The 250-nt window shown below is 47.2% G+C and carries 1 pseudogene; it reads left to right on the forward strand.

The window, feature by feature from the left end:
• Positions 1-38: 38 nt before the first annotated feature.
• Positions 39-250, forward strand: a pseudogene (locus HBA93_RS22445) (carbohydrate ABC transporter permease); the annotation flags it as partial.

Raw genomic sequence — 250 nt, forward strand, 5'->3', positions numbered from 1 at the left:
TACCGCATCAGCCGCGTGAGTTCTCTTTCTGGCGTGCTATTGAGACTTTCGGCTGTTATCTGCTTGGCTTCTTATGGATTTTGCCATTGCTCTATGCCGTTTGGATGGCTTTTCATCCACCGGAATATGAAGCACGTTTTGATCTGCTTGCCCCGCTGACACTGGAAAATTTCACCAATGCGTGGAATGCCGCTCCTTTCGGGCGCTACTTTTTCAATACATTTCTGCTGATCAGCACAATTCTGATTAG

This window comes from Ochrobactrum sp. SFR4 (assembly GCF_019730395.1).
Lineage (GTDB): Bacteria > Pseudomonadota > Alphaproteobacteria > Rhizobiales > Rhizobiaceae > Pseudochrobactrum.